The sequence below is a fragment of the Providencia alcalifaciens genome, from assembly GCF_915403165.1.
GTDB lineage: Bacteria > Pseudomonadota > Gammaproteobacteria > Enterobacterales > Enterobacteriaceae > Providencia > Providencia alcalifaciens_C.
Genome location: NZ_OU659204.1, coordinates 2,671,559 through 2,684,103, shown reverse-complemented (window position 1 = coordinate 2,684,103; position 12,545 = coordinate 2,671,559). Strand labels below are relative to the sequence as shown.

10 protein-coding genes are annotated in these 12,545 nt (G+C 42.5%); 3 read left to right on the top strand and 7 right to left on the bottom strand.

Annotated elements, in window-relative coordinates; genetic code table 11:
* The first annotated feature begins 163 nt into the window (after nucleotides 1–163).
* Together prpR and LDO73_RS12320 are read left to right on the top strand one after the other, a co-directional pair.
* Nucleotides 164–1,741, top strand: coding sequence for a propionate catabolism operon regulatory protein PrpR (gene prpR, locus LDO73_RS12325; protein WP_263422572.1), 1,578 nt, complete (start codon nucleotides 164–166; stop codon nucleotides 1,739–1,741).
* A 702-nt stretch (nucleotides 1,742–2,443) separates the two neighbouring features.
* The gene (locus LDO73_RS12320) at nucleotides 2,444–3,586 is read left to right on the top strand and encodes an MFS transporter (protein WP_224061182.1); all 1,143 of its coding nucleotides are present in this window, start codon (nucleotides 2,444–2,446) and stop codon (nucleotides 3,584–3,586) included.
* 79 nt (nucleotides 3,587–3,665) lie between these two features.
* Here the strand turns inward: LDO73_RS12320 and LDO73_RS12315 are convergent, their stop codons facing one another.
* Complete coding sequence (locus tag LDO73_RS12315; protein ID WP_224058150.1) at nucleotides 3,666–4,607, bottom strand: ATP-grasp fold amidoligase family protein; 942 nt, start codon at nucleotides 4,605–4,607, stop codon at nucleotides 3,666–3,668.
* A gap of 503 nt (nucleotides 4,608–5,110) precedes the next feature.
* Between LDO73_RS12315 and LDO73_RS12310 the strand changes: the two genes are divergently transcribed.
* Nucleotides 5,111–6,028 carry a bestrophin family protein gene (locus tag LDO73_RS12310; RefSeq protein ID WP_224058148.1) on the top strand — a complete coding sequence of 306 codons (918 nt, stop codon included), beginning with the start codon at nucleotides 5,111–5,113 and terminating at the stop codon, nucleotides 6,026–6,028.
* 56 nt (nucleotides 6,029–6,084) lie between these two features.
* Here the strand turns inward: LDO73_RS12310 and LDO73_RS12305 are convergent, their stop codons facing one another.
* The 6 genes from LDO73_RS12305 to hemP form a co-directional block, all read right to left on the bottom strand.
* Nucleotides 6,085–6,864, bottom strand: a complete 780-nt coding sequence (locus LDO73_RS12305) for a heme ABC transporter ATP-binding protein (protein WP_224058147.1) — start codon at nucleotides 6,862–6,864, stop codon at nucleotides 6,085–6,087.
* A gap of 3 nt (nucleotides 6,865–6,867) precedes the next feature.
* A complete protein-coding gene (locus tag LDO73_RS12300; protein WP_224058145.1) occupies nucleotides 6,868–7,869 on the bottom strand; it encodes a FecCD family ABC transporter permease in 1,002 nt (333 codons plus the stop codon).
* Nucleotides 7,866–8,687 (bottom strand): heme/hemin ABC transporter substrate-binding protein, encoded by an 822-nt coding sequence (locus tag LDO73_RS12295; RefSeq protein WP_224058143.1) that lies wholly within the window; start codon nucleotides 8,685–8,687, stop codon nucleotides 7,866–7,868. Before LDO73_RS12295 ends, LDO73_RS12300 begins: the two co-directional genes overlap by 4 nt.
* Nucleotides 8,688–8,702: 15 nt before the next feature.
* Entirely contained in the window at nucleotides 8,703–9,752 is a 1,050-nt protein-coding gene (locus tag LDO73_RS12290; RefSeq protein ID WP_224058142.1) for a hemin-degrading factor, read from the bottom strand.
* A gap of 25 nt (nucleotides 9,753–9,777) precedes the next feature.
* Nucleotides 9,778–11,799 (bottom strand): TonB-dependent hemoglobin/transferrin/lactoferrin family receptor, encoded by a 2,022-nt coding sequence (locus tag LDO73_RS12285; RefSeq protein ID WP_224058140.1) that lies wholly within the window; start codon nucleotides 11,797–11,799, stop codon nucleotides 9,778–9,780.
* A gap of 395 nt (nucleotides 11,800–12,194) precedes the next feature.
* Nucleotides 12,195–12,386 carry a hemin uptake protein HemP gene (gene hemP / locus LDO73_RS12280; RefSeq protein WP_336431843.1) on the bottom strand — a complete coding sequence of 64 codons (192 nt, stop codon included), beginning with the start codon at nucleotides 12,384–12,386 and terminating at the stop codon, nucleotides 12,195–12,197.
* Nucleotides 12,387–12,545 lie beyond the last annotated feature (159 nt).

Sequence of the window (12,545 nt, the reverse complement as noted above, 5' to 3'; positions counted from 1 at the left end):
CAATAAGATAAAAACCTTTATTTTTATGTGACAAGAAAGCCACTTTTTAACTAATTGGTTAGAACGTTTCATTGAATCGATATATTGTTTCATGAAACAAAAATGAAACATCAAAGTGCGAAGCAAACCCAGAACAGAGCAAACCCGGCGGAGGAGAATAACAATGGAAAAACCCGTTATTTGGACGGTATCAGTGTCTCGTCTTTACACGCTGTTTCGTGATATTAGCCCTGAATTTAGTGCACAAGCAGACATCACTCCACTGAATATGGGTTTCGAGCACGCTGCGGAAGAAGTTCGACGCCGTTTAAAAGAAGGGCACTGTGACGCGATTATCAGTGCAGGCTCCAATGGGGCTTATTTAAAAAGTCATGTTTCGGTTCCTGTTATTATTGTGAATATTAACGGCTTTGATGTGATGCAAGCATTAGCGAAAGCGCGAGAAATTAGCGATAAAGTCGGCATTATTAGTTATCAAAAAATTATCCCTGCGTTAGAGCAGTTTCAACATAGTTTTGGATTACAGATTGAACAGCGCAGTTATGTCACCGCCGAAGATGCTCGAGCGCAACTTAAAGCACTAAAAGCCATGGGGATAAGCGTCGTTGTGGGGGCGGGATTAATTACAGATCTCGCTGAAGAAATGGGGATGGCAGGGATTTTTATCTACTCCACACAGACCATTCGACAAGCCTTTTCTGATGCTATCGAACTCAGCAGAATGTCCCACCGCCATGTGACTGAACAATCACGTTACCCTCAGCAGAATACAGCAAAAGTTAGACACACGATTAATGACCTGATTGGTTTGTCACCTGCAATGGAGCGAGTTCGTCAAACCATTATGTTGTATGCCCGTTCAGATGCCACGGTGTTAATACAAGGTGAAAGTGGCACGGGAAAAGAGATGGTGGCACAAGCTATTCATCACGAATACAGCTTGTTTAATCAGCAAAAACGCAGTAAACAGCAAATGCCATTTGTGGCTGTTAACTGTGGTGCCATTCCTGAAACATTATTGGAAGCTGAACTGTTTGGCTATGAAGAAGGCGCATTTACTGGTTCACGTCGTGGCGGCCGGGCAGGGTTGTTTGAATTGGCGAATGGCGGAACCCTTTTTCTTGATGAAATTGGTGAAATGCCAATAGCGTTACAAACTCGGTTATTGCGTGTGTTGGAAGAACGTTCCGTGGTACGAGTTGGGGGTTATCGACCGCTACAGGTTAACGTTCGTGTGATCTGTGCGACCCACTGCGACCTTGATGAATGGGTAGCGCAAGGCAGATTCCGTGGCGACCTTTTCTATCGATTAGGTGTCCTTCGCATGAAAGTTCCCGCATTATCAGAGCGTAACGAGGATATCTTCACGCTTGCAGAGCGATTATTGAAACTCGCTTTTGCCGGATTACAACTGCCTCTTCCAGCCTTTAGAGTTCAGCAACTTCTCAGCTGTCGAGACTTTTTTCTTTCCTATTTATGGCCAGGCAATGTACGAGAATTACGTAATTTAATGGAGCGTGTCGCACTCTATTGTAGTGCCTATGCAGATAAAAGCATCAACCCAGACATGCTCAAGATGCTATCACCAGAAAGGCGAACAGAGGTAAATCCGGCAAAGTCTCAGGAAGGAACCGAGACGCTAGAGGAAGTGATGGCAAGGTTTAATGGGGATCGTAAGGCGGTGGCGGAGTATTTAGGAATCAGTAGAACGACTTTATGGCGTCGCCTGTCTTTGTCCTAGTTTTCACTGTAGCTGTGTTGCTTCGTCCTAGTTTTCACTGTGGCGGTGTTGGTTTCGCATAAGTTACCTGAGTCACATACTCATGTATGCTCCCCAGGCTAACTGATGCTTACCGCCTTGCCACAGCAAAAACTAGTTAGAAGACAACTCGAAATTAGAGGGCAATTAGAAGACAATTATTAAAAAAAGATAATAATAATTTATAAAAATGGAGGGGTGGATAATGAATACCACTAATTAAGTATATTAATAAGCTTGAGGCTAATTAATTAGCAAAATGAGTTTTGAATAGATTTCTTTTTAAGAAAAGTGATAAATATATTTTGAAAGAGGGAATGGGAGTAGGAGATTTTGTTTCAAAAAGTAACGATAGGGATTTTGGATGTTCTTGGCTATCTTATTGATAATAAATTGATTGTGTGTTTTTATGGCGGTTTTTTAAGGGGTTTTACTGCATAAAAAAACGTGATTTTTCTCACATAAATAAATTTACTAGTCATCATTAGTTTTTCTCATTGTCATTCCCGCCTCGAAAGATCTATATTGCGCTCAAATTGGCCTCATCTATTTAATTTCATCACTGCACTAGTCGCTAAAATATATTCATTTTTATGAATGATTTTACCGTGAGTATCGACGTCTGCAGCGCACAATATTTATCTTATTTTTGGAGAGTAGGACGTGAAAATGTCCACCATGTTAATGCGTAAAGGCGACAATACCTTTGTACCTGTTGCAGGCTTAACACTATTTGCTATTGCTTCAGGTTACCTGATGAGCTTGATCCCGCTATCGATGGGTAGCTTTGGCATTGATACGCAATATGCAGGCTGGTTAGCGAGTGCCTACTATATTGGTTTATTAGTTGGCTCAATGATGATTGAGCCTGTGATCGCAAAAATTGGTCACCGTCTCTCCTTTATTAGTTTCCTATTAATGTTGGCAGCAACGGTTGTTTTACTGCCATGGACACCGACTATTGAAGCTTGGCTACCAAACCGTTTAATTGCGGGTATTGCGGTGGCAGGGATTTTCGTCGTGGTGGAATCTTGGTTATTGATTGGCGATAACCCAAAAGAGCGAGCAAAACGACTGAGTTTCTATATGACCTCATTATATGGGGGAACAACACTCGGGCAGCTTGCTATTGGTGTGATTGGCACCCAGGGGGTTGTTCCCTTTATTGTGGTACTCGGTTTACTGCTTGTGGCAGTTTTACCGCCTTTATTGATACGCCAAGGGCAGCCGGCAAGTGGCTTGCATCAAAAATTATCATTTAAGCAGATCACTCGTTTAAGTAAGCCAGCCATTATAGGCTGTATGGTATCCGGTATTGTGATGGGAACCATTTATGGGTTAATGCCGCTATCCCTGAAAAAAGATAATTTTACGACGGATCAAGTTGGCGTTTTGATGGCATCCATTATTTTGGGTGGCATGTTAATACAGCCAGTGATCAGTAAGTTGTCGGTAATGATGAGCAAAACCTTATTATTAGCCATGGTTTCATTGTTAGGTGTTTTCGCGATGGGGATGATTTATATTTCATCAGACTATGTGGCGATGATTGTGGCGCTAGCTCTGCTGGGAATGTCATCATTTGCCTTGTATCCGATTGCGATTACTTTAGCGTGCGATAACTTGGATTCGTCATTTATTGTGGCAGCGACCCAAGTGATGTTATTTAGTTATAGCGTGGGCTCTGCGATGGGACCTATTGCGGCGGGTACCTTGTCAGAACAACATAGCGGGTTAACGAATTTCTTCTTTATTGTGCTGTTAGTGACGGCAATTTATATGCTGATTGCAAGTTTACGTCGTAAGGCAAGTGTATTGGCAAACTGACCGGGTTTGATAAATAGCTGCCATTGGCAATGAAAATAAAAAACGCGCTATCTTGAATGAGTAGCGCGTTTTTTTATGGCTATTTTTTCTTATTGAGGTTGGCGATAGCGAGCTCAGGCTTGCGTGAATGAAGCATGTTTGGCGTTGTGATTTTCTGCTCCCATAACTCCCCAAGTTTAAAGTCCCAAGAGAGTGGGCTGATCACGGTACGTCCCGCATTGGGTGCGAAGGTGAGTTCACTAAAATAGAGTTTATTTTCTGCCATTAAAAAGTCAGCTCGGCAATAATCAAATGGCGTCACTAAAATTTCAGCCAGTCTTAGCATCTCCCTAAATTGTGTTGGCTCACTGACCGGTTCTAGCATTTGAGGATAACCAAAACTCACAGGTTGTAATTGCCATTCCGTATCATAAAGGTTGATAAACTCGGTGCCATCTTCGTCGGCATAATCGATTTCTGCGTAGACTGGTTTACCCGAGAAGCAATGAATGCGACAGGTTTCGGGTACTAGCTTTCTCTTTTTCTGCTCAAACAAATCGATATATTCTTCGCAAATAATATGCGCAGGGATATTTTTATAATGACGTTCACGAGTAATGTAATAGAGATTTTTGAGTAAATGGAATGACAACTTATCTTTGGCTTTTTGTAAATCAAACCGTGATTTATCGGTACAAATAATACTGCTGCCGCTGTCGTGGGTGCATTTCAATACAAAGCGTTGGGGCAGCTTTGCAATATCGATTTCATCCACATGTTGATAAGTGGCGAGAATCGGAACGATATGTTCTTGACCGATGGTTTGCGTAACATAATCGCGCACTGCGAGTTTATCAGCGAATTGACTATGTAGTGGATTTCGGTCATGGATCATACGGAAATTCACTTTTTCATTAAAACTTTTCGGCGCATTAAAGTTAGGGTAATACCCTAATTTTTTAATAAATTTGTTCGTGAGATAACTTTTGTCACTCACGATTAGCGTGCGGAATTTTTTTAGGAAATATTCTGTTTTTTTCATAAACAAGCAACCATTCTTAATAAATTAAGATTTTATTAATTTTTTATAATTGGAATTATATTAATCATTTTTTAAATGCTGATTAAATGATAACGGTAATATTATTGCTAATATTAAGAGTTCCTTAAGGATTTGACTTAATGAAACGCTAGTTAGCTGATATTTAGTCAAAATATAGCCATAAATTAATCAGTTGATTATATTCGCTTGCTGTATATCAATTGTTTAATTTACTCAGAAATTAATTTTGAATTAAATAAGTATTTCAAATGCTAGTATTGACTGAATTAAATTAATCATAAATCAACCTGAGTCAATACCTGAAATATTAAAAAAATGGAAAATAATAAATATGAGATAGAATAGATAAAAAATTAAATAGTCCATTACTAAGCTATTTAGCTTAAGGTGCGTAAATGGATGGGCTCATCAAGATATGGATTGCTGAAATAATTTATGTGATAATCATCACACATAACTATCCTTTCAATTATTATTAATTTATGGTCATTCGCCCGCATCAACACTGGTTCTTTAGGTTGTTCGACTGGCACGGTTCCGTGTTGTCTAAAATCACCTTTAGATTATCGCTTAATATTATGATGTCCATTGTCGCTATTTTAATCTATCAATGGTACGAGCAATTAGGAATACATCTAACAATAGCCCCATTTAGCTTATTAGGGATAGCGATAGCTATCTTTTTGGGCTTCCGTAATAACGCCTGCTACAGCCGTTTAGTTGAAGCAAGAACGCTTTGGGGTGCAATATTAACCAACCAACGTAATATTTTAAGAAATATAAAAGGATTATTACCGAATGATCCTGAAGCGCATCGTACATTTGCTAATCTGCTGATTGCATTTAGTTGGAGCTTAAATCACGAACTTAGACGCACTAATCCAAATATCGATTTGTATCGTTTATTGCCGCGAGATGTTTTTTTAGATGTTATTAAAAGCCCTTTTCCCACCAGCCGAATTCTTATGCATATTGGTTTGAGTGTGGGGGCGTTACGGGATAACAATCTGATCAGTGATGTTCTGTTTCAGTCCATCAATAAAGATGTGAACGGGTTATCTGAAGTCCTAGGCGGCTGTGAACGTATTTCGAATACGCCGATCCCCTTCGCTTATACATTGATCCTGCAACGTACGGTCTACTTATTTTGTACATTATTGCCGTTTGCACTGGTAGGGGATTTACATTACATGACTCCCTTGGTTTCAGTATTTGTTTCCTATACGTTTTTAGCGTGGGACGCATTAGCGGAACAACTGGAAGATCCATTTGATGTATTAGACAACAGCTTGCCACTGAATGCGTTATGTACGGGGCTTGAACGCAATGCCCTCGACATGATTGACGCTAAGCAACTACCGATGCCACCTAAGCCAAATAAATACTTCAATTTATTATGATGTTAAGCCGCGGTCTTCATGATGTGATAGAGCATGATGAAAGCCGCGGTTGTTTATTAATGGCGCAGATAAACCTGAGGGGTTGCCGTTTCTGGATGCGTTTGCACTCCTAAATCAGCTTGATACCACTGGGTTAAATTCTCGGTAGTCAATACTTCTTGTGGCGTTCCAGCCACAACTAATTTCCCTTGATGAATAAGATACACTTTATCGGCATAGAGTGCGGTGAGGTTCAAATCATGCAATACACAACAAACCCCGAGTGGTTTTTCACGGGTAAGCTGATGCAATAGCCGTAAACTGTGCTGTTGGTGGTATAAATCAAGGGCTGAAGTGGGCTCATCAAGAAATAAACAGGCTGGTGTTGGCTCCGGTTGCCATAACTGAGCTAACACTCGAGCAAGCTGAACACGCTGCTGTTCACCACCGGATAATTGGCGATAATCATGATGGCGTAGTGGGGTGCAATGGGTTTGCTCCATTGCAGTATCAATGGCGTGCTGCTTATGTTCAGAACCGTAAGGCGTTCTTCCCATCGCCACAACATCCTCAACACTGAAAGCAAATTGTAAATGGCTATGCTGTTTCATTACGGCGCGTTTTTTAGCTAGCTTTTGAGGCTCCCATTCAGGTAATGGGCGACCTTCTAGCTGGCACTCACCTTGAGAGGGAGATGTGTAGCCTGTGAGCAATTTCAGTAAACTGGATTTACCGGCACCATTAGGACCAATAATCACAACCATTTGATTTTGCTGTATAGACAAACTGATATCGTCGATTAATGTTCGGTTATTAATTCGATAACTGAGATTTTTAGCTTCGAGTAAATTGGGCATCTGTTAGATCCTTCCTGCAGGTTGGCGCAGTATTAGCCATAAAAAGTAAGGGCCGCCAATCAAACCGGTTAACAAGCCCACAGGGATTTCTGCGGGAATCGCTAAAGTGCGAGCAAGGGTATCGGCAACTAAGAGTAAGCAAGCACCTACAATGGCAGAACCAGGAATAAGCCAACGATGATCAGGCCCCAATGTCATTCGGATTAAGTGAGGAACAACGAGGCCGATAAAGCCAATCACACCGCTCATGGCAACGGCGCAGCCAATTAATAAGGCGCTTAGGAATAATAAAACAAACTTGCTGCGTTCAACATTTATCCCTAAATAGTGGGCGTCTTCATCCCCTAATTGCAGAATATTCAGCGTATTGCCTTGCCACAAGCAGATCAAGCAAGTGGGGATAATCACGCTGGCGGCAATTGCTAACGATGTCCAATTCACATTGCCTAATGACCCCATCATCCACAAACTAAATGTGCGTAATTGTTGGTCATTACTCATATAGCTTAGTACCCCAATTAGCGACATACACAGGGCATTGATGGCAATCCCTGCTAATAGCAGCCGTGCCAAATTGCCATTAGACATTTTATTGAGGCTAAAAATGATCAGCGAAACCGCTAAACTGCCAACGAATGCAGCGCCAAGATGACCGTAATTGAGCATTAATGTGGGCAAAGAGAACGGTAAAATGATGAATGCGGCCACACACAATGCGGCACCACTGCTGATCCCTAATAAACTTGGGTCGGCGAGAGGGTTGCGAAATAGCCCTTGCATCATCGCACCGGAAACCGCTAAAGCCAGCCCCACTAAAATGGCGAGCAACACTCTTGGTAGACGAATGGTGAGCCAAATTTGCCAGTCGGGGTCGGTTGATGGTGCGAACCAAAGTGCTTTTAAAGGTAAGTGAATTGCGCCAGCGGTGGAGGCAGCCACAGTGACTGCCCCCAGTAGCACCAATAACATCAAAATTTTAAATAAAGGGTGCTTAAAACGGCTCATTCGCTTTTTTCTAACGCCTCTCTTAACTGCTGCATGACTTTGGGCGTACCTAAGCTGAAGCTCAGCATTCCAGTATCATCCACGACTAAAAGAGCGCGATTTTTTCCTGCCGGAGTGAGTGCTAACCCCGGTAATTCCCAAACTTTGTCAACGCCACCTAAGGATTTTACACCTTGCTCAGAAACCACAATGAGGTCAGGCTGACTGTATATCAACCCCTCTTGGGATAGTGGGCGATAACTGGAGAAGTTATGCATTGCATTTTGTGCACCAACAGCCTTGATCATGCTATCGGCTGCTGTTTTTTGCCCCGCAGCCATCGGTTGTATCCCGCCATGGCTCATTAAAAAGACTACTTTTTTATTAATCGGGCTGGTGGGTACAGCGAGTAGCTCGGCATTAAATTGTTCGACTAATGTTTTCCCTTTTTCGGGTAGTCCCACTGCCTGTGCGATAGTGGTGATTTTCTCAGGAATGGCTTCTAATTTCGGCTCTCCTGTAACTTTAATCACTTTAACGCCACTTTTTTCTATTTGGGTTAATGCAATTGAAGGTCGGGAAAGCTCACTAGCAAGCACCAGCGTCGGACGCAAAGAGAGAACTCCTTCTGCATTGAGCATTCGCATATAGCCGACATCGGGCAGCTTAGTCGCTTGCTCTGGATGTAAACTGCTACTGTCGCGCCCAACCAGACTATCTTGTGCACCGAGCGCATAGACAATTTCAGTCACATCGCCACCGAGTGTCACTAAACGGTCAGCGCCATGGGCAACCAACGAGGTTGCCAGCGTGATTACCATTAGAAGCCATTGTTTCATAGTCAAATACCTGTGTTAGATTCTTGGCAGGGACGTGACTTGTTGACGCCAGTGCTCTTGCTCTGGAGTCCCTTCAGTGCGTTGTCCGTACATTTGTGCGATTTGGTTACCTTGGTCATCAAACACTTCAAGGCTGGTAACAAATCCATCTTCCGTTGGTTTACGAGTAACCCAACACTCCGCAACGCCATTTTCAATCATATGCAGCGTGAAATCAGGGTTGAAAATGTTCAGCCATTTGATATCAGAACCTTCAGTTTGGTGTGGCATCAAACGTTTGATTTTTCCTGTGAAAATCTGCACACATCCACGATTACCGACAAAAATCATAATTTCGTTTTGATCCGCGAAAGCAGTATTAACCAACTGATTGAAAGAATCATTTGGCACCTGCCAAGCTAAATCATCACTGACCGCGCGGAACACTTGTTGGCGGCTTAAATTGTTCTTTTTCAATAATATGAAAAATTGGTGAACATCCGTCATATTGCGCCACTCTTGGTCAAGCAGTTGCTTCAGCTCATCGCTGATTGGCTGTGCGTGGTGCGGCTGGGCTTTTTCAACGGTTAACAGTGGGTTTTCGGTGGTGGTATATTTTTCGATAAGCGCATTCCATGCATCCATATCGGTTTCATCGGTGGTATACACTTTGTGCAGTGCATCGCCATGTTTATCAAAGAATTGGATACTATGACGTTCACCCCGTTTTGCCTCTTCAGTGAGCACGAAAATGCTGTCCCAATGAGAGAAAAACATCCGCAAATCCAGTGCGCGTGGATTGAGAATTAAACCACCATGAGGGCTAAATTTGGCATTTTCATAGCGGCCTACTTGCTCATGAACCACATATTCATTACGGGTAATAGCCTTGACTGGACCGACAGCTTCCAAAGCAGTTAATAACGTTGGCGCATCAATGCTCAGGCGTTTAGCTTTATCGCGCCCAACACGGCTATGTAATAATTCCCCTTCAGAAACATTCAGATAAGCAGCGAGATCTCTCGCATACTTAGCTTTATTATCTGCTTTGGCTTGTTGATAACGTTCGAAAAGTGCTGAATTCACAGGTTTCTCCTTTATGTAGTGTGAATTACCATTGGAAGCTGACGAGCAGCTTAGCATTACGACCATCTTGGGGAATCCCCTGAGAGGAGTAATACTCTTTGTCAAAAGCATTTCCTAAAACAACACTGGTACCTAACCCTTTAAGACTTCCATCTCCTTGATAATTTAGATAGAAATCATGAACGGCATAGCCTGGTTGTTGCTTCAATTTGGATGTTTTATCGAAATCGGTATGGGTAGTGAACTCACCTAACCAGCCTACAGAGAAACCGCTGTCCGCAATAGGAACGGAGAGGTTACTGGTAAGCGAGTCTGGTTTAATGGATTCAATGGCTTTGCCAGTATATTCATTGACGCCGACGGTGTGGTTATAGGCGAGCCCCCACGCAAAGTAGTCAGTGGTGTAATCCAATGACACATCCGTTCCCCAAATTTTTGCACGCTTAGTATTGATGGATGTGGTGTAGTTATTATTCCAGTTAACACGGTCTGTATTGACGTAGGTGTTAATGTAATCTTTGGCTTTAGTATCGAAATAGCTGGCTTTGAAGCGCAGGTTATCGCGAGCCATGAGTAGGTCATCAAAACGTAAACCAAAACCATATTCCGCAGTACGTGTGGATTCAGGTTTTAAGTCTGGATTCGGTCGCCAATAGTTGGAAATAGGGCCACCTTTGAAGTGAAGGGAGTCGTTGTACATCTCCATCATCGTTGGGGCACGGAAGGCTTCAGAGTATGACGCAAACAGCATTGACCAATCAGTTGGCGTGATGCTCACCGCCGCTTTTGATGACCATTGATCTTCTTTGACATCTTTATTGCCCTTAGCGGTGGACTTGTAGTTGTCATAGCGGGTACCCAAAATGAAGGAAACAGGCAAATCTTTTAAGGTGATTTCATCCTGAATAAAGCCAGCAGCAAAGGTGATCTCCGCATCAGGGAACTGAGTGGTTCCAGCGTAAGGAGTCTGTTTTTGACGATATGCTTCAGTACCGTAGGTGAAGTTATGTGCAGCGAGTGGTAACTCATAGATATCGGAGCGATTATCCAGCTTGATACCATACGTTTTTTGGCTGCGGCCTTCGTAGTTTGATTCTTTCCCTTTGGAGGTGATATTCACATCAGAGTAATACGGAGTCGCTTTTAAATTGAGCCATGAATTATCGTCAGGGTTTAACTGATAGGTTGCTTGCAAGTCACGCTGACGCGTCGTGCGGTTAACCTGTTTATTATCGTTGCTGGTGGCGAGCTGTTGTGGGTCTTTTGGCTCATAGGCATCATTATTGTAATAACGAATTTGTCCAGACAGGGTTTGCGCATCATCCAGTTGCCATGTTCCTTTACCGAGCATATTGGCAATGGTTTCTTTGTTATCCATTTTCTCGCCGCCGCCAAGACGAACATCACCGCTTTCTTTCGTCACAAAGCTGAATAGACCGTCAAAATCATCGGTTTTACCAAAAGCGGAGCCGCCAAAGCCAAAACTGTGATCCCCAGTCGCGCCTTGAGTGAACACGCGGAAACCTTGATTTTGACCTTCACGCAGTAAATCTTTTGCATTCACGGTTTCCCAAGCAATCACGCCACCCATCGCGCCGCTGCCGTATAAAAGCGCTGACGGACCACGAATAATTTCTACTTGCTTGATAAGCGCAGGGTCAAGAAATGTGCCGTTAATGTGCCCAGTATCTGTACCTTGGCGAACGCCATCGACTAGCGTCAAAATTCCACGACGGTCAAACCCTCGCATACTGATATCTTGGCCGTTAGTGCGGCTAGTTCCTGTCAGTGCAATACCCGGCACTTTCCGCAAAATATCGTTAGCATTGTTGGCTGTTTTGGTTTCTGGTGAATCATTTTTAATGACAGTAACCATCATTGGCGTATTAAAGCTATCTCGCTCATTACCCGTGGCATAAACCGTCATCACATCATGGTGATTGTTAGTTAAATGGTTATTGTTCGTTGGTGATTTTTCAGTCTGCGCGGTTGCCATTAGAGGCAGCAAGGCACTCGCCAGCACAGATAAGCGTAATACTTGAGACATACAGGTGATACTCCCTAAAAATTGTTAACTCTTTGATGAGTGCGATGCACCGTTAAAGACAGACTTATCATCAGAGCGTTATGGCGTGTTTATAGGGTGTTGAGACAAAGACGCTTTCAACGGAATAGGGGAAAAGGGGTATTTGAACCCAACAAGCGATGATAGGGTTCGAAAGTTCGCCTTGAGGTTATCCAGATTTACAGCAGCAAAGCCCGTAATAAACACCATAAGAAACTGTGTCCTGATGTATAGAGTTAAGCTGGCTGCCTAGCATGACGACTTAGGTGGCTTGCGAGATAGATTGTGTTTTTAAAGCTAATTGTATTTTTGAAACAAACAATATTTTTAAAACAAACAGTATTTTTAAAGCAAACTGCGTTGTGAAGATTAAAATACTATTTGGTCAGAATTAATTTACCTGTGCGAGTTTGGCGCAATTGATAAATTTCACCCCGGTGCTCAATGGAAATTTTGCCGGATGCACCTAATAATTTTTGGCTTTCAATAAGCCCATTTTTAGCAGCAAAATCAGTCAATGAGGTCGATTTTGCGGTTTCTTCAATAATGTCAGAAAGTGGCTTGGTCATGTTATTCACCACATAGATTTTGTTGTCAATAAGAATGATATTGATAATTATTATCTTTAAAAGCATTGGCAATATCAAGTGATTTTCACAATTGATCAACAAACATAGCTCACCGGCAAAAGAGTCGCATCGCGAATGGGAGCTACATTTATGATGTAA